Raw genomic sequence first — 18,170 nt, 5'->3', positions numbered from 1 at the left:
CATGAGCGAGCCGCCCTCGCCCGAGCTCGCCATCGATGTGCGAGGCCTGAGCAAGCGCTTTGGCGACCGCATGGTCGTCGATGGCATCGACATCCAGGTTCGGCGCGGCGAGATCTGCGGTTTCCTGGGCCCCAACGGCAGCGGCAAGACCACCACCATCCGCATGCTCTGCGGCCTGCTGGAGCCCACCGCCGGCCAGGGCCACTGCCTGGGCTTCGACCTGGTCAAGCAATCGCGCCAGATCAAGCTGCGCACGGGCTACATGACGCAGAAGTTCGGCCTCTACGAAGACCTCAGCATCGAAGAAAACCTCCTCTTCATCGCCGAGGTCTACGGCATGCCCGGCGGCCGCCAAAGGGTCGAGCAAATGCTGACCCGCCTGGGCCTGGCGGAGCGCCGCGGCCAACTGGCCGGATCGCTCTCGGGCGGCTGGAAGCAGCGCCTCGCCCTGGGCGCCTGCCTGCTGCACGAACCGCAATTGCTCCTCCTGGACGAGCCCACCGCGGGCGTCGACCCCAAGGCCCGCCGTGACTTCTGGCACCAGATCCACCTGCTGGCCGCCGAAGGCCTGACCGTGCTGGTCAGCACCCACTACATGGACGAGGCCGAACGCTGCCACCGCCTGGCTTACATCTCCTACGGCAAGGTGCTGACCGCCGGCACGGCCGAACACGTGATCGACACCTCGGGCCTGAAAACCTGGCAGGTGCGTGGCGAGCAACTCGACAAGGTCATCGCGCTCACCGCCGACAGCGCCGACTGGATGGCCATCCCCTTTGGCACCTCGGTGCACGTCAGCAGCACCCGCACCTCGGACTTCGGCGAGTGGCTGCGCGGCCAATCGCCACGGCATGCCTGGGTGGTCGAGACCATCCCGACCAGCCTGGAAGATGTCTTCATCCACCTGAGCCAGCATGCACAAGACAATTTCCGATAAGCCGCTGTCCTGGCGCCGCATCTGGGCGGTTTTGCGCAAAGAGTTCGTGCAGATCAAGCGCGACCGGCTGACCCTGGCCATGCTCGTGGCCATCCCACTGCTGCAACTGGTGATGTTCGGCTACGCCATCAACGGCGACCCCAAGCACCTGCCCACGGTCGTCGTGGCCCCCGATTCCAGCCCCATGGTGCGAACGCTCATCAGGGCGGTCGAGAACACCGGCTACTTCGACGTGCAGGCCATCGTCACCGAGCAGGAAGCCGAACGCCGCCTGGCCGAAGGCGACGCGCAGTTCGCGCTGGTCTTCCCGTCTGATTTCACGCACAAGCTGATGCGCGGCGAGCGCCCCGCCATCGCGGTCTATGGCGACGCCAGCGACCCGGCCACCTCGGGGGGGGCGCTGGCGGCCCTCAGCCTGCTGCCCAACCTGGCCCTGAACACCGAGTTGCGCGGCCCTTTGAGGCGCCTGCAAGCCGGCCCGGGGCCCTTCGAATTGCGCATCCACCGCCGCTACAACGCCGAAGGCATCACCCAGTACAACATCGTGCCGGGCCTGATGGGCATCATCCTGGTGATGACCCTGGTGATGATGACCGCCATGGCCATGACCCGCGAACGCGAACGTGGCACGCTGGAGAACCTGCTGGCCACACCCGTGAAGCCACTGGAAGTGATGATCGGCAAGATCCTGCCCTACGTGTTGATCGGTTACCTGCAGGTGCTGATGGTGTACATCGCCTCGCGCTGGCTGTTCGCCATCCCGATGTTCGGCAGCCACCTGCTGCTGTCGCTGACGGTGCTGGTCTTCATCATCGCCACGCTGGTGGTGGGCTTCCTGTTCTCGACCATCGCGCGCACGCAGATGCAATCGACCCAGATGACGATCTTCTACTTCCTGCCAAACATCCTTTTGTCGGGCTTCATGTTCCCCTTCCGGGGCATGCCGACCTGGGCGCAATGGGTGGGCGAGGTGATGCCCATCACGCACTTCTTGCGGGTGGTGCGGGGCATCATGCTCAAGGGCTCGACCCTGGCCGAGGTCTGGCCTCAGCTGTGGCCGATGGCCCTGTTCACCGTGGTGGTGGGCACCATCGCCATGCTGCGCTACCGGCAGACGCTGGACTGAAATCCGGCGATCAGCGGGCTGGTTGTTGCTGCGGCGACTGCTGCTGACGAACCGTCGGCGCCCGCATGACGCGGACCTTGCCACCAGTGGTCACCAGCAGCACGGCATCGCCAGGGTTGAAGGTTTCGTTGCCCTTGGCCTGGACGATGGAGCGGCGCTGGCCATTGCTCATCTGCAGCAGGATTTCGTTGGCGTCTTCGCGGGTGCCGAAACGCTCGACTGCGTTGCCGACCACGCCCCCCACCACGGCGCCCACCACGCCGACGATCACCTGCTCGCGCGAGCCACCCACCGAAGCGCCGCCCACGCCGCCTATGACGGCGCCTGTGGCGGCCCCCGCGCCGCTTTGCGAACCTTCGACCACCACGGGCCGCACGTTCAGCACCACGGCATCTTCCACCTGGGACAGGCGCTGCGCATCGCCCGGTTTGACCACATCGGGGCTGGTGGTGGAACAAGCGGCCAGCACGGCCAACATCAGGCCGGCACTGGCGGTGATCACAAAGCGTTTCATGGGAAGGTCCTCAGCGACTGTTGAGTCACTTTAACGCATCCCCCCCACTCGCGGCTGACACGCGGACCTCAGTCCTCGATCCCCAGTTCCTGAATCTTGCGCGTGATGGTATTGCGCCCAATGCCCAGCTTTTGCGCCGCCTCGATGCGCCGCCCGCGCGTGATTTCGAGCGCGGTGTGGATGAGTTGCGCCTCGAACTGGCGCGTCAAGGCATCCCAGACATCCGTGGCCCCCGATTCCAGCCTGACCCGAGCCTCGCGCTCCAGGTCCGACAGCCAGGTGGCAGGCGTGGCGGCCGGCGTGCTGGGCGCCAAAGTACCGGGGAAGGCCCCGACCGAGGCATGCGCCGACGCATCGATCGCACCCACCATCTGGGCGCCAGATCCTGGCAGCGATTCGCTGACCGGGCTCGCCATCGCCAGCCCATCGGGCATGCCCAAGGCGGCCACAGGTTCGGGCGACGCGTGGGCACTCTGCACGGGCGCCATCATGCTGCTGGACGGCGGCGATGCCAGCGGCTGCACCCCCATCAGTTCAGGTGGCAAATCCTTGGACTCGATCACCTGCGAGGGAGCCATCACGGTCAGCCAATGGCAGATGTTTTCCAGTTGGCGAACATTGCCCGGAAAGTCGAAGGCCGTGAGCTTGGCCAAGGCTGGTTCGGAGATGCGCTTGGCATCCACGCCCAGGTCCTTGCCGCTTTTCTGCAGAAAAAAGCGCGCCAGGGCGGCCACGTCCTCGCGGCGTTCGCGCAAGGGCGGCAGGCGCAGGCGGATCACGTTCAGGCGGTGGAACAAGTCTTCGCGGAACACACCCTGGCGCACCCGGTCTTCCAGGTTCTGGTGGGTCGCCGCGATCACGCGCACATTGCTCTTGAGCGGATGGTGGCCGCCCACGCGGTAGAACTGGCCATCGCTCAGCACGCGCAGCAAGCGCGTTTGCAGGTCGAAAGGCATGTCCCCGATTTCGTCGAGGAACAACGTGCCACCGTCGGCTTGTTCGAAACGCCCGCGCCGCATGGTCTGCGCGCCGGTGAAGGCCCCGCGCTCATGGCCGAACAGCTCCGACTCGAGCAGGTCTTTCGGGATGGCCGCCGTGTTGATGGCCACGAAAGGCCCGCTGCTGCGCGAGCTGTGCTTGTGCAGCGCTTGCGCCACCAGCTCCTTGCCCGAACCCGATTCACCCGTGATCAGCACGGTGACGTTGCTCTGGCTCAAGCGGCCGATGGCGCGGAACACGTCCTGCATGGCCGGCGCCTGACCCAGGATCTCGGGCATTTGCGTCAGGCGTTCGTCGGACACGTCCTCGCGCACGCTTTCATCGACCGCGCGGCGGATCAGCTCGACCGCCTTGGGCAGGTCGAAGGGCTTGGGCAGGTATTCGAAGGCACCGCCCTGGAAGGCCGACACGGCGCTGTCCAGGTCGGAGTAGGCCGTCATGATGATGACGGGCAGCCCCGGGAAGCGAGCCTTGACCTTGCTCAGCAGGTCGATGCCCGAACCACCCGGCATGCGGATGTCCGAGACCAGCACCTGGGGCTCATCGTCTTCGAGGGCCGCCAGCACGTCACGCGGATTGGTGAAGCTGCGCACCGGGAGATCTTCGCGCGCCAACGCTTTTTCAAGCACGAAGCGGATGGATTGGTCGTCGTCAACGATCCAGATAGGTTTCATGCCGGCCTGTCAGTGAGTGCACCCGATGGTCGAATGCTGACAGGGCAGCCCGGTCACGGCAAGGGAATCAATAGTTTGAAAACCGTGCGTCCTGGCTCGCTCTCGCATTCGATGGTGCCTTGGTGCTGTTGAACGAAGGTTTGTGCCAATGTCAGACCCAGTCCCGAGCCACCGTCACGCCCCGACACCAAAGGGTAGAAGATGCGATCGCGGATGGACTCGGGGATGCCCGGGCCGTTGTCCTCAATATGCAAGACCAGTGCCAGGCGGTGCAACTGGCGGTTGATCGTGAGGCGGCGGGCCACCCGCGTGCGCAGCGTCAGCACGGCTTCACCGGCCTGGATGCGGTCCGACAAGGCCTGCGCGGCGTTGTGGGCAATGTTCAGCACAGCCTGGATCAGTTGCTCGCGGTCACCCCGGAACTCGGGCAAGGAGGTGTCGTAATCACGCCAGACCTTCAAACCTTTTGGGAACTCTGCCAAGATCAAGGAGCGGACGCGCTCGCACACCTCGTGCACATTCACGTCGCCCACCAGGTGCGGCCGGCGGTGCGGCGCCAGCAGGCGATCGACCAAGGCCTGCAGGCGGTCGGCTTCATGGATGATGACCTGCGTGTACTCGGTCAAGGACTTGGATTCGAGCTCCATCTGCAGCAACTGGGCCGAGCCACGGATGCCGCCCAGCGGGTTCTTGATTTCGTGGGCCAGGTTGCGGATCAGTTCCTTGTTGGCCTGGGCCTGATCCAAGGCGCGCTCTTCGCGCTCCTGGCGGGTCTGCTGCTCGACCTCGACCAGTTCGATCAACACCAGGTCGGCGTGCTCCAGCCGCGTCACGATCACCTGCACAGGCAAGGCGTCGATGAAGACATGGGGGTGGCGCTTGAGTTGCGCCTCGATGCGGCTGGTGGCGTACTCGTTGCGCGCCACGGCCCCCACGATGTCCTGCAGGAGCATGGGCGCTTCGAACCAGTCGAAGATGGATTCGCGCAGCACGCTGCGGCGCGACAGGCCCAGCACTTCTTCAAAGGCGGCATTGGCGAACAGGCATTGCCCATCGGGCTCGACCACCGCCACCATGGTGGCCAGGTAGTCGAAGACCTCCAGGCCTGAGGGCAGCAATTTCTGCACTTCGCCGGGGTCGACCGTGGAGCCGCCCCGCGCCATGCTGGCCTGACGGCCCGCGTGCGCCGCCGCGCGTCCGGAAGATGCCGCCTGGCTCACTTGCCGCTTCCCGCCGCGGCCAGTTCGCGCCGCAACGCGGCCACGTCGGCTTCCTTGCGGGTGACGGCGGCTTTCATTTCATTGACGCGGTCTTGGTACTTCTGGAAATTGCGCTCGTCGCCCTGGCGCTCGGGCTGACCATTGTTGTATTGCTTCTGCAAGGCCGCCAGCGCGGCTTCTTCCTTTTGCAGTTCGGCTTCCAGGATGCGGCGCTTGTCGGCATCGCGGGCCTTCTGGTCATCGGCCCCCACCTTTTCGCCGCCTGGTGACGACGAGGTGGCCGCGGCCTTGGGTTTGATCGACTGGATCACGGTGATGGGGGCGCCGTCCAGGGTCTTGCAACCCTTGCCCGCCGCCTCCTTGGCGGACAGGGCATCGGTGTACAGGTTGCCCGGGCAGCGGTAGACCGGCTTGTCCTCGGCCTGCACAGAAGCCGCCAGCAGCAGCCCCGCCAAAGCCAGGCCCACCGAGGCCAGGGCTGGCGAAAAGTCCTTCATCAAAGTGTTCTTCCTGTCGTGCATGGTCGAGGCGCTCCAGCGTGATTGGGGCCAAGTATGCCCGCAGCCCAGCCCCCTTAACGCCTGAAAAGCAAAAAGGGGCGACCGGAGTCGCCCCTTTTACACACGCCTTGGCGTGACCCCTGTTGGGATCACAGGCTGTAGTACATGTCGAATTCCACCGGGTGGGTGGCCATGCGGAAGCGGGTGACTTCCTGCATCTTCAGCTCGATGTAAGCGTCGATGTAGGCGTCGGTGAACACGCCACCCTTGGTCAGGAACGCGCGGTCCTTGTCGAGGTATTCCAGAGCTTGGTCCAAGCTGTGGCACACGGTCGGGATCAATGCATCTTCCTCGGGCGGCAGGTGGTACAGGTCCTTCGTGGCGGCTTCGCCAGGATGGATCTTGTTTTCCACGCCGTCCAGACCAGCCATCAGCAAGGCCGAGAAACCCAGGTAGGGGTTCATCAGTGGATCGGGGAAGCGGGCTTCCACGCGACGGCCCTTGGGGTTCGCCACGTGAGGGATCCGGATCGAGGCCGAGCGGTTCTTGGCCGAGTAGGCCAGCTTCACCGGGGCTTCGAAGCCAGGCACCAGGCGCTTGTACGAGTTCGTGCCAGGGTTGGTGATGGCGTTCAGGGCACGGGCGTGCTTGATGATGCCGCCGATGTAGAACAGCGCGTATTCGCTCAGACCAGCGTAGCCGTCGCCTGCGAACAGGTTCTTGCCGTCTTTCCAGACCGATTGGTGAACGTGCATGCCGGAACCGTTGTCGCCAACGATGGGCTTGGGCATGAAGGTCGCGGTCTTGCCGTAGGCGTGGGCCACGTTCTGGATCACGTACTTCTGCAGCTGGACCCAGTCGGCGCGCTGGATCAGCGTGCTGAACTTGGTGCCGATTTCCATCTGACCGGCGTTGGCCACTTCGTGGTGGTGCACTTCGACGGGGATGCCCAGCGATTCGAGGATCAGGCACATTTCAGAGCGCATGTCCTGGAAGCTGTCGACGGGGGGCACGGGGAAGTAGCCACCCTTGACGGCGGGACGGTGACCCGTGTTGCCGTGCTCGTATTCCTTGCCGGTGTTCCACGAAGCTTCTTCGGAATCGATCTTCGAGAAGCAGCCGGACATGTCGTTGCCCCAGCGGACGCTGTCGAACACGAAGAATTCGGGTTCGGGGCCGAAGTAGGCGGTGTCGCCCAGGCCGGAGGCCTTCATGTAGGCTTCGGCGCGCTTGGCCAGCGAGCGGGGATCGCGCTCGTAGGGCTTGCCGTCGGCGGGCTCGACCACGTCGCAGGACAGGATCAGGGTGGGTTCTTCGAAGAATGGGTCGATGTTGGCCGTGTTGGGGTCGGGCATCAACTGCATGTCCGAGGCTTCAATGCCCTTCCATCCAGCGATCGAGGAGCCGTCGAAGGCGTGGCCCGAAGTGAATTTGTCTTCGTCGAAGTGCGACACGGGCACGGTCACGTGCTGTTCTTTGCCGCGGGTGTCGGTGAAACGGAAATCAACAAACTTGACTTCGTTGTCTTTCACCAACTTCATCACGTCGGCGACGGTCTTATTGGCCATCAGAAGCTCCTAGCCAGAGGCTTAAGTTAAAGCGGGGTAATCGAATGAGGTTGTTTCCAGATCAGAAACAGCGCGCAGTGTAATAGCAGAAAGCGTGCCGCCATCCGGGAGGTCCATCTTTGGCTTTCGGGCCAGCAAGCGGGCAGGCGGTGCCCCCCGAGCAGGCGCACGCATGCACCCCAACGCATCACGCCATGGCCCAACCGGCCCTGGCAGCGTGGGCCCGGCCCAGCAGAAACGAGCATATTGCACAATATCGGTGCAAAAACAAAGTCCAAAATTTCAGCGCACCGATATTGGGCCCACGGATGCACCAATTTGGGATAACTGCTGCCGCATCCATTCGAAGGCCTGCGCTGCCTTCGACTCCTCACCCTTCACCCCGAGCTCGATGTGACGACCGTGCGCCGGATGGTCTACGCTGGGCAGGCTGAAAACACGCACACCGGCGAAACGCTGCTCCAGCTCGACCATCATGGGCGTGAGGACCGATTCGGCCATGGCGTAGACGATCACCGAATGCTCCACCTGTCGCCCTTGGCCATGCAGGTCGGCGTGCAGCTGATCGAGCACCCAGGCCACCATGGGCCAGGCCATCACCGGGAAACCCGGCACGAAATGAACACGGCCTTCGATTGAAAAGCCCGGGATCTGGTTGTAGGGGTTGGGGATGATGGTGGCGCCCTCGGGGAAACGCCCCATGTCCAGGCGGCGCAGGGTGTCCGGGCTGTTGGCCAGGAAAGGCACGCCCTCCTTCTCGGCCATGGCCTGGCTGCGCGCCAGGATCAGTTCGCGCGCCTCGGGGTGCAGCACCAGGTCACGTCCCCAGGCGGCGCCAGCGCAGGCCCGGGTGTGGTCATCGGGCGTGGCACCGATGCCGCCAAACGAAAACACCACGTCGCCACTGGCCAGCGCGGCGCGCAGTTCGGCGGTGATCTGATCGGGCTCGTCGCCCACGTAGCGCGCCCACGACAGGCGCAGACCGCGTTCGTTGAGCAACTCGATGGCCTTGACCAGGTGCTTGTCTTCGCGACGACCGCTGAGGATCTCGTCGCCAATGATGATGATGCCGATCATGCGACGCGCTCCAGCACGACGAGCTCGGGGCCCGGCTCGACCGCGCGCAGGTCGCGCAAGGCGGTCAGCAGGTAATGGCTGAACCACAAGGAGGAAAAAGCAAACACGAGGGTGTAGACCCACACCGAAGCCACGATGAGCAAGGGCGCCACCACCACCGAGAACGCGCCCAGCACCGCCCACAAGGCGGAAGGCGCGGCCCCCAGGTAACCCGAGATCACGCCCATCACCAGCAGGGGCAGGCGGTGGTCCTGCAGCAAGGTGGTCCGCTCCTGGGCGGTGGCGTGTCCGGCCAGCGCGTCGAAAGCCATCACCCGGTAAGTGAGCCAGCCCCAGATGATGGGCGGCAGGATCAGCCCGAAGGGCGGGATGAGCCACAGCGGCAGGCTGACCATCATCACCAGCACGGCGATCAGCGTCGCCCCCAGCGACCAGCCCAGGGACGTCCACCAGGGTGCCTCATGGCGCACTTCCAGACCCGCGAAGCGCCGCTGCACCACCAGGCGGACCAGCGCAGGCATCATCAACGTGGCCACCAGCAGCAACGAAAGCACCACCAGCAAGGGCACGGCCAGCACGACCACGATCAGCGGCGCGATGACGGCCCGGAAACCCGCCGCGCCCACGGTGTCGAGCCAGCTGAGCAGGGTCTGGCTGATGGCCCAGCCGTCGAGGATCTGCCGCACGCCGGTCACGGCTGGCTCCCAGTAGAAATGGGCCAGCCCCACCGACAGCACCGCCGCGGCCACCAAAGGCAGCAGCGACAGCCAGATCACACGGGGGTGCAGGCAGTAGGCCGCTGCGCGCCAGAAAGCATCGATCGTCTTTTGCATGACGACAGGATACCCAAGCTGGGATTCAGGTGCCGCGCACCAGTCTTTTCAAGCCCAGCCATTGCTGGGCCCAGAAGCCACGCCCATAGTCCTTGCCGCCGAACTCGGGCAATTGATCGCGGATGCCGGTGGGTTCCATGGGCGCATCCGGCCGCGCGTCGATGCGGGCGGTGCCGAAGAGGATGTCCCAGACCGGGAAGAGCACGGCGAAGTTGCAGCCGCCCAGGCTCCCGATCGTCGGCCCCTCGTGCCCCACCCCGATGCCGTGGTGGACGCGGTGAAAACGCGGGCTGACCAGCAGGCGCTCGCCCAGCCAACCGAAGGTGAGCCGCGCGTTGGCGTGCGCCAGGCTTTCCATCAACTGCGTGAAGGCGACGACGGCGATGAACTGGCCGGGCGGCACACCGATGGCGCGCGCCGTGAAGGCGATGATGGTGTCGCGCAGCAGGTCGTCCAGCAGGTGGTTGCGGTTGTCGCTCCACATCGTCATCTGACGCTGACTGTGGTGCAGCGAATGCAGGGCCCACCAGCGGTCCAGGCCATGCTGCCCGCGGTGGATCCAGTAATCCACCAGGTCGAACACCAGCAGGTACAGGATGAAGCTGGCCACGGCCGTGTCGCTGACCCCAGGCCACCAGTTGGCGATCAAAGAATCGAGCTGGAGGCCGTCGATGCCATGCACCCGGGCGGAGCCGAAGACTTCGTCCAGCAAGGGCTCGGCGGAGAAGAACATCAGCAGGCGGAACAGGCCCAGGCGGTGGATGAAGGTGTAGACCATGTCCACGCGCACGGCCGCGCGGTCGCGCACGGGCTCGACTGGCCGCCAGCGCTGCAAGGGTGCGAGCAGGCAAAGCATCACCAGCAACTGGACCAGGCCGACCATGACCCAGCCGGTGGCTTCGTAGGCGTCTTCCAGCAGGTTGCCCATGCCCAGGCCGTAGACCGCCGGCTGCACGATGGTTTCGAACAGCCACTGCTGGGCATTGCCGAAGGCATCGCTCAAGTTGGGCAGGAAGCTCAAATCGACCATGGCGATGCCTCAGCGCGGAGCGGGGCCCACCTTGGCGTACCGGGGGTGCTCGCGCAGCGTGGCGAAGCACAGGCCCTTGGCCTTGAGGCCGACGATCAGGGGCTCGAGCACCGCTGGCGCCCAGGGGTCCTGGCGCGACCAGATGCCCAGGTGCATCAGCAAGACATCGCCGCTGCGCACGTCGCCCAAAGCACGGTCCAGCAGAACCTTGTTGGGGTAGTGATCGCTGGACAGCTCATCGCCCAGGAAGCCGGCTGGCGCCCAGGGCACGTGCGTCCAGCCGCAGGTCTTGGCGGCCTTGAGCAGGGCGGGCGAGGTTTTGCCACCAGGGGCTCGGAACAAGGCGCGCATGGACTGGCCGGTCATCGCCTCGAACCGGCGCGCGGGCTTGGCCAGCTCTTCGCAGTATTCCGCGGCGCTCAGCTGCACCTTCTGGCCGGTGCGGGCCCCGGCGGTGGCCTGAAAGCGAAAGCCTTTCGGCTCGTCGGCACGCCAGATCAGGTGGTCCCAGGTGTGGGATCCGAAGTCGTGCCCCTCCGCGGCCAGGGCCTTCCACCAGGGCGCCCACTGGTCGTCCAGCGTGCTGCCGGCGGCCTTGCCTTCCACAGGCTGGGTGCGCTCGTTGGCCAGGAAAAAAGTGGCCTTGACCTGCTGACGCTTGAGCACGTCGATGATCAAAGGTGCCACGCCCATGTGGCCGGTGTCGATGGTCAGGTAGACAGGCTGGCGGCAGGCCTCATCTGCCAGGGCAGCGGTGCTGCCCAAGGTGACCGCGCAGGCCAACCAGGCACGGCGCGAAAGCAGGGACAGCCAGGGCTTCATGTCGACACCCGCCTCAGCGCATGGGCGCGTGGTCCAGGGTCCACACGCCGTGGGGCGATCGGCCCACCTTCACCTGCCGGACCACCTTCTTGGCGGTGGTGTCGATGAAGGTCACCTTGCGGGCCCAGCGCGAGGTCACCAGGATGGTTTTCGTGTCGGCCGACAAATCCATGCAGTCAGGCCCCCCGGGCGCGGGGTAGGTGTCAACCACGCTGAAGGTCTGCAGGTCGATGCGGCTGATGGTATTGGCCGCGCGGTTGCTCAGCAGCACGTGGCGCTTGTCGCCCCAGGCGCGGAAAGCGTGGGCGCCCGCCCCGGTGGCGATGCGCTTGACCAGCACGGGCTTGGCGCCCGCCACATCGTAGACCTCGGCAAAGGCGTCGCCCGTCAGGCCGATGAGGATGTGCTTGTCGTCCGGGGTGATGAAGATGTCGGCGGGCATCTTGCCCACGGGCACCTTGTAGCGCGGCGTCTGCGTGGCCAGGTCGATGGCGATGAGCTCGTCGCTGTCCTGCATGGTGGCGTAGACCACGGTGCTCTTGCTGTCGATGTTCAGGTGGCTGGGCGTCTTGGCGGTGGCGATGCGCTTGGCCAGCGTCAAATCAAAGCTGCCGCCCGGCCGCGTGGTGACACGGTAGATGTCCACGTGGTTGAGGCGGTTGGCCGTGGTCACGAACCACTTCATGTCGGGCGAGAAACGCAGCTGGTAGGGGTCGGCGATGTTCTCGATCACGCGCTGGACCTCTCCTGTCTTGGGATCCAGCAAGGTCAGGGAATCGCTCAGGGCGTTGGCCACGATCAGGGACTTCTCGTCGGGCGAGAGGTACAGGTGGTGCGGCTCCTTGCCGGTGGGCACGCGCCGGACCTCCTTGAAGGTCACGGGATCGATGATGCTGACGTTCGCGTCGAGCGAATTGAGGGCGAAGATGGGGTGCGCGCCCGCGCTGGCGCCGCACAGAGTCGTCAGCAGAATGGCCGCGTGCATCCAGAGCGATGCGCGTTGTTGGAGAAACTTCGTCAATTGGGTCACCTGGGATCAAGCCAGCCAGTGTACGCGGCGCGTACACCGGTCGATCGCGACAATTAGTCGTCGCTGCCCCCCAATACCGAGCCGAGCAAGCCGCCTGCGCCGAATCCACCCAGCAGCGAACCTTCCTCGCGCCCACCGCCGCCACGGTTTTGCGGCGCCGCGGCAAAGATGCGCGAGGCCAGGCGCGAGAACGGCAGGCTTTGCAGCCAGACTTGGCCGGGTCCGCTCACCTTGGCCAGGAACAAGCCTTCACCACCGAACAGGGCCGTCTTGATCTTGCCCACGTACTGGATGTCGAAATCGACCCCACTGGTGTAGGCGACCACGCAGCCAGTGTCGATCATCAGGGTTTCACCAGGCTTGAGGTCGCGGCGCACCACCGTGCCCCCCGCGTGGACGAAGGCCAGGCCATCGCCTTCCAGCTTTTGCATGATGAAACCTTCGCCACCGAAAAAACCGGTGCCCAAGCGTTTTTGCAAGGCGATGCCCAGCGACACGCCCCGCGCCGCACAAAGGAAAGAGTCCTTCTGGCAAATGAGTGTGCCACCCAGTTGGCTCAAATCCATGGGCAGGATCTTGCCTGGATACGGCGCGGCAAATGCAACGCGTTTTTTGCCCGAAGCCTGGTTGGTGAAAATGGTGGTGAACAGGGATTCGCCCGTGATCAGGCGCTTGCCGGCGCCCAACAGCTTGCCGAAGATGCCGCCTTGCTGAGCCGAGCCATCGCCGAAAATGGTGTCCATCTCGATGCCCGCGTCCATGAACATCATGCTGCCGGCCTCGCCGATCGCGGCCTCGCCGGGGTCGAGTTCGACCTCGACGAACTGCATCTCTGCGCCCTTGATCTCAAAATCCACCACGTCCATGGCCATCGCTGGTCTCCTGCTTCGTTAAATACGTCATCATTGCGCGTCCGCAATACCCCCCTTAAGGGTGGGTGCTGGGGTAACTAAGGGCACCACGATCCCCCAAAAGTCATACATCATCGGGTGTGGCTCGCGCCCCCGAGATTGTCGCTTAAAGCCGTTCACCGATGTTCCACCTAGAGCCCCTTCACACCCCCACCCTGGCCCTGGTCCTGGGCCTGGTCCTGCTCACCGCCTCGGGCATCATGACCCTGGTCGGCGTGACGCAGCGCACCTACCGCGGCTACTGGTGGTGGACGATTGCGCAATGGGGCAACACCATCAGCGCGGTATCACTGTTGTTCAAAGACGCACACCCCGTCATGCTGCCGATTTCAGTGCTGCTGTCGCTGCAATGGCCACTGACCATGCTGGGCGGCATGCGGCGCTTTTACGTGCGCAGCAACCTGCCCACCGAGCCCTGGGTCGACTATTTCCTGCTGTTCATCGGCTTTTCGGGCTGGATGTGGGTGTGGTTGGCCAACCCGGAAGACGTAGGCTCGCGCGTGGCCGTGTTCAGCCTGGTCAACATCTGCGGCTACCTGTATTGCGCCTGGATCGTGAGTTGCATCCGCGACTGGCGGCAAAGCGTCTACCTCAAGGTCATCCTTTTCTTCCTGCTGGGCGGCGCGCTATTCCAGGTACCGCGCATGCTGACGGGCATGGCGTCTTGGGGCATGGTCGTGCACGACACCAGCCTGATCCAGCTGCCCTCGTCCATGCTGGGCCTGGTGATCGGCGTGATGTTCTCGGTCTACATGTGTCTGCTGCTGACCTACGAGCGCACGGAGCACGACCTGCGGGAATCCCACCGCCAACTGCGCGTGCTGGCCGATTTCGACATGCTCACCCAGGTGCCCAACCGCCGCCACTTCAACGAGATCGCCAGCCAGACCATGCGCCTGTGCGCGCCTGGCAGTGCCTCGCTGATGCTGTTCGACATCGACCATTTCAAGCAGATCAACGACGAGTTCGGCCACGGGGCCGGCGATGAAGCGCTGAAGCTGGTGGCCGGCAGCGCGCGCAAGATGCTGCGCAGCCGCGACTTGCTGGGCCGAATCGGCGGCGACGAATTCATCGCCTTGCTGCCCGAAACCAGCGTGAACGACGCCTTGCACGTGGCCGACCGCATGGTGCGCCACGTCGACACCGAGCGCCTATCGCTGCAGCAGGCGCCTTTGAGCCTGAGCTTTGGCGTGGTGCAGATCATGCCGGGCGAGTCCCTGCCCGAAGCCACGCACCGCGCCGACCAGGCCCTGTTCGAGGCCAAACGCCAGGGCCGCAGCCGCGCCGTGGCCGCCGAAGACGACGGTGACGGCGAAGCCGTGTTCACCAGAACACGCCCCTTCGGCATCAGCACCCACTGACCCACAGCTGGCGGGCTGCGACAATCCCGCCCATGCAGCAATTTGACGTGGTGGTGATCGGCGCGGGCGCGGCCGGTTTGTTTTGCGCCGGCATCGCCGGCCAGCGTGGTTTGGCGGTCCTGGTGATCGACCATGCCGAGAAGGTGGCCGAGAAAATCCGCATCTCGGGCGGTGGCCGCTGCAACTTCACCAACAAGGAAGTGACACCCGCCAATTTCTTGAGCGAGAACCCGCATTTCTGCCGCTCGGCCCTGGCGGGCTACTCGCCGCAAGATTTCATGGGCTTGGTGGAACGCCACGGCATAGCCTGGCACGAAAAGCACAAAGGCCAATTGTTCTGCGACCGCCGGGCCGACGACATCATCCAGATGCTGTTGAAAGAATGCGAGGCCGGCGGCGTCACGCGCTGGCAGCCTTGTGGCGTCAAGCAAGTGCGGCCCGCCCAGGGCGGTGACGGGCACCGCTTCGAGCTGGACACCGACCAGGGCACCGTGCATGCCCACCAGGTGGTCATCGCCACTGGCGGCCTGTCGATTCCCAAGATCGGCGCGACCGACTTTGGCCAGCGGCTGGCGCAGCAGTTGGGGCACTCCATCGTTCCGCTGCGCCCTGCCCTGGTGCCGCTGACCTTCGATGCCGCCGAATGGGCCCCCTGGTCGGCGCTGTCGGGCATCGCATTGCCGGTGGACGTGTCGGTGCAGGTCGAGTCGGCGGGCAAGCGCAAGCAGATCATCGACGTTCATTTTTTGGAAGACCTGTTGCTGACCCACCGCGGCTTGAGCGGCCCGGCCGTGCTGCAGATCTCCAGCCACTGGCGCCCTGGCCAGGCCCTGACCATCGACATCGCACCGCAAGGCAGCCTGGCCGAGGCCTTGAAGCAGGCCAAGACGGGCTCGCGCAAACAGCTGTCGTCCGCCTGGGCGCAGGTCCTGCCCGAAGGCGTGCCCCAGCGCCTGGCCCAGACCTGGCTGGCGCAGGCGGCCTTGCAAACACCCGCCTTGCGCGCCGACGCGCCCCTGGCCGAGGTGAAAGACCGCGACCTGGAAGCCCTGGGCCAATCCGCCAATGCCTGGTCCATCACCCCCAAGGGCACCGAGGGCTATGCCAAGGCCGAAGTCACGGCCGGCGGCGTGAGCACGCAGGAGCTCAGCTCGCAAACCATGGAAAGCAAGAAGGTGCCGGGCTTGCATTTCATCGGCGAAGTGGTGGACGTGACCGGCTGGCTGGGTGGCTACAACTTCCAGTGGGCGTGGGCCAGCGCCGCCGCCTGCGCCCGCAGCTTGGTAAGATCCCACCCATGAGTTCCACACACTTCGGTTTCGAGACGGTTGACGAATCACAAAAGGCCACGCGCGTGCGCGGCGTCTTCGATTCGGTGGCCAACAAGTACGACGTCATGAACGACCTGATGTCGATGGGCCTGCACCGTTTGTGGAAGGCGTACACCATCGCCGCCAGTGGCGCCAAAGAGGGCCACAAGGTGCTGGACATCGCGGGCGGCACGGGCGATTTGGCCCAGGCCTTCGCCAAGCGCGTGGGCCCGGCCGGCACCGTGGTGCACACCGACATCAACGAGGCCATGCTCAGCACCGGCCGTGACCGCTTGCACAACGAAGGCGTGGTGCTGCCCACCACCATCTGCGATGCCGAGAAACTGCCCTTTCCCACCGGCACCTTCGACATCGTGAGCGTGGCCTTCGGCCTGCGCAACATGACCCACAAGGACCTGGCCCTGGCCGAAATGTGCCGCGTGCTCAAGCCGGGCGGCCGCCTGCTGGTGCTGGAGTTCTCGAAGGTGGCCAAGCCGCTGGAAAAAGCCTACGACTGGTATTCTTTCAACGTGCTGCCCAAGCTGGGCCAGTTGGTGGCCGGTGATGCGGCCAGCTACAAGTACCTGGCCGAATCGATCCGCATGCACCCCGACCAGGCCACGCTCAAGGGCCTGATGAAGACCGCGGGCTTTGGCCACGTGGATGTGCACAACATGACGGGCGGCGTGGTCGCCCTGCACATGGGCATCAAGTGCTGAGCTTCAGCGGGCCTGCCCCAGCAGCTCCGACTTGAGGCCCTTGTCGGACACCTTCTCGCCAATCCAGATCTTCAGCAAGCCCTGGTAGAAATCTTCACCGGGGATGTCCTTGCTCAAGGGCTTGCCCGCCAAGGTGAGGTGCGCACCGGTCCCCGGCAAGTAATCCAGCTGGATCACATCGCCCTTCTTGGCATCGCCCGCCGACATCAGCGCCGTGTGCAGATCGTCGAGGCGCGACTGCATGGCCATCAGTTCTTTCGGACTGAGGTTGGCCACCATGCCCTTCACCAGGGCCTCGGACAGGTCACTGCCACGCACGTCGCGCAACATGGTGATGTGCACGCTCTTGGGCCCCTGTTGGGCCAGCACGGCGCCAGGATTCTGCTCACGCCCGGGCAAATAAAGCCCCACCGCGTAGACCTTGATGATGAGCTTCGTGCGCAGACCGGCGCCATTGAGCACCAGCGATTTGCCCGCCACCTCGCAGCGGTCATCGAAGGTGACGCCACCCACGACCTGGGCGGCCACCGCCAGAGATGGCAGCGCTGACGCCACCCACAGGCCCAAGGCCAACGCTACCGAACCAACTGCCTTCATTCACGAACCCTCGAGGGAAAGACACGAACTGCCGCACAAATACGACATCCAGTATGTTACATCGTCAATGCAACATTGCATAGGTATCATCCTGTTTACCGAATCCCGTTACCCAGCAATGCGCGCTCCCACTGCCCAAAATTCACGGTCCCGCCGCCGCCCCACCGAGTCCACGGACATGACGGTGGAGGACCTGGCCAACCAGACCGGCGTGAGCGTCCGCAACATCCGGGCATACCAGACGGCCGGCTTGCTGCCCCCTCCCCGCCTGCAAGGTCGGCTGGGCTTGTACGGGCAGGAGCACCTGGGCAAGCTGGAACTGATCCGCGACCTTCGGCAGCAAGGCTTTGGCCTGGAGGCCATTGGCGACATGCTGGCCAACACGCCGGACGGCGCGTGGTCCGAGTACTCGCTGGTCACGCATTTGTTTTCCAAGAGTTTTTTCACGGTCGAACCCGCGCAACGCAAGGCCATGAACGACATGGCCGCCCATTGGGGCGCCACGGCCAGCCCGGAACAAAAGGCACGCCTGGCGAAGAATGGCCTGTACCGCCCCATCGAAGGCGACGAGGTGGAGATGCTCAGCCCTTCCCTGGAACGCATCGGCGTCCAATTGGCGGAACTGGGCGTGTCGCTTGACACGGTGCTCGACCTGCAGGACGAGTTGATCCGGCACACGCGGGCGATCGCCAAGATCTATGTCGAGCAGTTGTTCCTGGACCTCATCCAGCGGATGACCAAGGACACGCCCGCCGATGCGACAACGCCCTCGGCCGCCATCGATGCCAAGCAGATCGCGCAATTGCACGCCGTGTTCGAGCGCTTGCGGCCGCTGGCCGTGGGTTCGATCACCGCGGCCTTCCCGGTGGTGCTTCAGCAGGAGTTCGACAACGGGATCAAGAAGCGCCTGAAAACGACCAGCGCCAAGAAGCGCTGAGCTTT

18 protein-coding genes are annotated in these 18,170 nt (G+C 64.8%); 6 read left to right on the top strand and 12 right to left on the bottom strand.

Annotated features, from left to right (window positions below; genetic code table 11):
* Position 1 precedes the first annotated feature (1 nt).
* Both ACREB4_RS09920 and ACREB4_RS09915 read left to right on the top strand, forming a co-directional pair.
* Positions 2 to 937, top strand: coding sequence for an ABC transporter ATP-binding protein (locus ACREB4_RS09920; RefSeq protein ID WP_431588049.1), 936 nt, complete (start codon positions 2 to 4; stop codon positions 935 to 937).
* A complete protein-coding gene (locus ACREB4_RS09915) occupies positions 915 to 2,063 on the top strand; it encodes an ABC transporter permease (RefSeq protein ID WP_431588048.1) in 1,149 nt (382 codons plus the stop codon). The genes ACREB4_RS09920 and ACREB4_RS09915 overlap by 23 nt, the downstream gene beginning before the upstream one ends.
* A gap of 10 nt (positions 2,064 to 2,073) precedes the next feature.
* On the opposite strand, the gene ACREB4_RS09910 is transcribed toward ACREB4_RS09915, so the two are convergent.
* The 11 genes from ACREB4_RS09910 to ACREB4_RS09860 all read right to left on the bottom strand — a co-directional run bounded on the left by ACREB4_RS09910 (position 2,074) and on the right by ACREB4_RS09860 (position 13,202).
* The gene (locus ACREB4_RS09910) at positions 2,074 to 2,577 is read right to left on the bottom strand and encodes a glycine zipper 2TM domain-containing protein (protein WP_431588047.1); all 504 of its coding nucleotides are present in this window, start codon (positions 2,575 to 2,577) and stop codon (positions 2,074 to 2,076) included.
* A 68-nt stretch (positions 2,578 to 2,645) separates the two neighbouring features.
* Positions 2,646 to 4,250 carry a nitrogen regulation protein NR(I) gene (gene ntrC, locus ACREB4_RS09905; RefSeq protein WP_431588046.1) on the bottom strand — a complete coding sequence of 535 codons (1,605 nt, stop codon included), beginning with the start codon at positions 4,248 to 4,250 and terminating at the stop codon, positions 2,646 to 2,648.
* A gap of 53 nt (positions 4,251 to 4,303) precedes the next feature.
* Entirely contained in the window at positions 4,304 to 5,470 is a 1,167-nt protein-coding gene (gene glnL / locus ACREB4_RS09900) for a nitrogen regulation protein NR(II) (RefSeq protein WP_431588045.1), read from the bottom strand.
* Positions 5,467 to 5,967 carry a hypothetical protein gene (locus tag ACREB4_RS09895; protein ID WP_431588044.1) on the bottom strand — a complete coding sequence of 167 codons (501 nt, stop codon included), beginning with the start codon at positions 5,965 to 5,967 and terminating at the stop codon, positions 5,467 to 5,469. Before ACREB4_RS09895 ends, glnL begins: the two co-directional genes overlap by 4 nt.
* A 152-nt stretch (positions 5,968 to 6,119) precedes the next feature.
* Complete coding sequence (glnA, locus tag ACREB4_RS09890; protein WP_304787711.1) at positions 6,120 to 7,538, bottom strand: type I glutamate--ammonia ligase; 1,419 nt, start codon at positions 7,536 to 7,538, stop codon at positions 6,120 to 6,122.
* Positions 7,539 to 7,820: 282 nt separating this feature from the next.
* On the bottom strand, positions 7,821 to 8,615 hold the full coding sequence (locus ACREB4_RS09885; protein ID WP_431588043.1) for a competence/damage-inducible protein A: 795 nt from the start codon (positions 8,613 to 8,615) through the stop codon (positions 7,821 to 7,823).
* Positions 8,612 to 9,448 carry an EI24 domain-containing protein gene (locus ACREB4_RS09880; RefSeq protein WP_431588042.1) on the bottom strand — a complete coding sequence of 279 codons (837 nt, stop codon included), beginning with the start codon at positions 9,446 to 9,448 and terminating at the stop codon, positions 8,612 to 8,614. Before ACREB4_RS09880 ends, ACREB4_RS09885 begins: the two co-directional genes overlap by 4 nt.
* Before the next feature lie 25 nt (positions 9,449 to 9,473).
* Positions 9,474 to 10,478: a sterol desaturase family protein gene (locus ACREB4_RS09875; RefSeq protein ID WP_431588041.1), complete on the bottom strand. Its 1,005-nt coding sequence runs from the start codon at positions 10,476 to 10,478 to the stop codon at positions 9,474 to 9,476.
* 9 nt (positions 10,479 to 10,487) lie between these two features.
* Positions 10,488 to 11,300 carry a polysaccharide deacetylase family protein gene (locus ACREB4_RS09870; RefSeq protein WP_431588040.1) on the bottom strand — a complete coding sequence of 271 codons (813 nt, stop codon included), beginning with the start codon at positions 11,298 to 11,300 and terminating at the stop codon, positions 10,488 to 10,490.
* 13 nt (positions 11,301 to 11,313) lie between these two features.
* Positions 11,314 to 12,285, bottom strand: a complete 972-nt coding sequence (locus ACREB4_RS09865) for a YncE family protein (protein ID WP_431588094.1) — start codon at positions 12,283 to 12,285, stop codon at positions 11,314 to 11,316.
* A gap of 98 nt (positions 12,286 to 12,383) precedes the next feature.
* Positions 12,384 to 13,202 (bottom strand): TIGR00266 family protein, encoded by an 819-nt coding sequence (locus tag ACREB4_RS09860; RefSeq protein ID WP_431588039.1) that lies wholly within the window; start codon positions 13,200 to 13,202, stop codon positions 12,384 to 12,386.
* A gap of 161 nt (positions 13,203 to 13,363) precedes the next feature.
* On the opposite strand from ACREB4_RS09860, the gene ACREB4_RS09855 reads away from it, so the two are divergent.
* The 3 genes from ACREB4_RS09855 to ubiE are packed head-to-tail and all read left to right on the top strand — an operon-like array spanning position 13,364 to position 16,631.
* Positions 13,364 to 14,602, top strand: a complete 1,239-nt coding sequence (locus ACREB4_RS09855; protein ID WP_431588038.1) for a GGDEF domain-containing protein — start codon at positions 13,364 to 13,366, stop codon at positions 14,600 to 14,602.
* 32 nt (positions 14,603 to 14,634) lie between these two features.
* Positions 14,635 to 15,903 (top strand): NAD(P)/FAD-dependent oxidoreductase, encoded by a 1,269-nt coding sequence (locus ACREB4_RS09850; RefSeq protein WP_431588037.1) that lies wholly within the window; start codon positions 14,635 to 14,637, stop codon positions 15,901 to 15,903.
* On the top strand, positions 15,900 to 16,631 hold the full coding sequence (ubiE, locus tag ACREB4_RS09845) for a class I SAM-dependent methyltransferase (protein WP_431588036.1): 732 nt from the start codon (positions 15,900 to 15,902) through the stop codon (positions 16,629 to 16,631). Before ACREB4_RS09850 ends, ubiE begins: the two co-directional genes overlap by 4 nt.
* 3 nt (positions 16,632 to 16,634) lie before the next feature.
* Here the strand turns inward: ubiE and ACREB4_RS09840 are convergent, their stop codons facing one another.
* Entirely contained in the window at positions 16,635 to 17,228 is a 594-nt protein-coding gene (locus ACREB4_RS09840) for a chalcone isomerase family protein (RefSeq protein WP_431588035.1), read from the bottom strand.
* A 178-nt stretch (positions 17,229 to 17,406) separates the two neighbouring features.
* Between ACREB4_RS09840 and ACREB4_RS09835 the strand changes: the two genes are divergently transcribed.
* Positions 17,407 to 18,165, top strand: a complete 759-nt coding sequence (locus ACREB4_RS09835; protein WP_431588034.1) for a MerR family transcriptional regulator — start codon at positions 17,407 to 17,409, stop codon at positions 18,163 to 18,165.
* Positions 18,166 to 18,170: the final 5 nt, after the last annotated feature.

Source organism: Aquabacterium sp. (genome assembly GCF_050725395.1).
In the GTDB taxonomy this organism is placed as follows: Bacteria; Pseudomonadota; Gammaproteobacteria; order Burkholderiales; family Burkholderiaceae_C; genus Aquabacterium.
This window is presented reverse-complemented; position numbering and strand designations above follow the sequence as displayed.

Coding starts and splice junctions, on each gene's coding strand:
- ACREB4_RS09920 (WP_431588049.1), top strand. CDS start 2: ATGAGCGAGCCGCCCTCGCCCGAGCTCGCCATCGATGTGCGAGGCCTG.
- ACREB4_RS09915 (WP_431588048.1), top strand. CDS start 915: ATGCACAAGACAATTTCCGATAAGCCGCTGTCCTGGCGCCGCATCTGG.
- ACREB4_RS09910 (WP_431588047.1), bottom strand. CDS start 2,577: ATGAAACGCTTTGTGATCACCGCCAGTGCCGGCCTGATGTTGGCCGTG.
- ntrC (WP_431588046.1), bottom strand. CDS start 4,250: ATGAAACCTATCTGGATCGTTGACGACGACCAATCCATCCGCTTCGTG.
- ACREB4_RS09895 (WP_431588044.1), bottom strand. CDS start 5,967: ATGAAGGACTTTTCGCCAGCCCTGGCCTCGGTGGGCCTGGCTTTGGCG.
- glnA (WP_304787711.1), bottom strand. CDS start 7,538: ATGGCCAATAAGACCGTCGCCGACGTGATGAAGTTGGTGAAAGACAAC.
- ACREB4_RS09885 (WP_431588043.1), bottom strand. CDS start 8,615: ATGATCGGCATCATCATCATTGGCGACGAGATCCTCAGCGGTCGTCGC.
- ACREB4_RS09880 (WP_431588042.1), bottom strand. CDS start 9,448: ATGCAAAAGACGATCGATGCTTTCTGGCGCGCAGCGGCCTACTGCCTG.
- ACREB4_RS09875 (WP_431588041.1), bottom strand. CDS start 10,478: ATGGTCGATTTGAGCTTCCTGCCCAACTTGAGCGATGCCTTCGGCAAT.
- ACREB4_RS09870 (WP_431588040.1), bottom strand. CDS start 11,300: ATGAAGCCCTGGCTGTCCCTGCTTTCGCGCCGTGCCTGGTTGGCCTGC.
- ACREB4_RS09865 (WP_431588094.1), bottom strand. CDS start 12,285: ATGCACGCGGCCATTCTGCTGACGACTCTGTGCGGCGCCAGCGCGGGC.
- ACREB4_RS09860 (WP_431588039.1), bottom strand. CDS start 13,202: ATGGCCATGGACGTGGTGGATTTTGAGATCAAGGGCGCAGAGATGCAG.
- ACREB4_RS09855 (WP_431588038.1), top strand. CDS start 13,364: ATGTTCCACCTAGAGCCCCTTCACACCCCCACCCTGGCCCTGGTCCTG.
- ACREB4_RS09850 (WP_431588037.1), top strand. CDS start 14,635: ATGCAGCAATTTGACGTGGTGGTGATCGGCGCGGGCGCGGCCGGTTTG.
- ubiE (WP_431588036.1), top strand. CDS start 15,900: ATGAGTTCCACACACTTCGGTTTCGAGACGGTTGACGAATCACAAAAG.
- ACREB4_RS09840 (WP_431588035.1), bottom strand. CDS start 17,228: ATGAAGGCAGTTGGTTCGGTAGCGTTGGCCTTGGGCCTGTGGGTGGCG.
- ACREB4_RS09835 (WP_431588034.1), top strand. CDS start 17,407: ATGACGGTGGAGGACCTGGCCAACCAGACCGGCGTGAGCGTCCGCAAC.